Source organism: Salinimicrobium oceani (genome assembly GCF_012037645.1).
This window is the reverse complement of record NZ_JAAVJR010001707.1, coordinates 1-279: the sequence shown is the minus strand read 5'-3', so window position 1 is coordinate 279 and position 279 is coordinate 1. Positions and strand designations below refer to the sequence as shown.

The 279-nt window shown below is 43.0% G+C and carries 1 pseudogene; it reads right to left on the bottom strand.

Features of this window, described 5'->3' with window-relative positions:
* Window positions 1–279 (bottom strand): annotated as a pseudogene (locus HC175_RS23685) (peptide MFS transporter); the annotation flags it as partial.

Genomic DNA, 279 nt, shown 5'->3' with positions numbered 1-279 from the left:
CCAGTAATCCAAATCCAAGACCCAGTAGGATAAGCCCAAAACTATACTTCCATGCTGCGGAAGGATTGTATTTGCTTTCCCACCATTTAGAAAAGAAAGAAGCAAAGACAATAATAAAGAACGAGTTAAGGATACTGAACCAGGAAACGGTGATCTCTGTAGTATCTCCCTGGAATTCCCTAACCAACATCCAGATCACTATAGCCCAGATCAACCCAAAGCATATCACCAGAACAACATTCGACCCCAGCACCTGCTTGTAGGTTTGTTTCCAGAGCA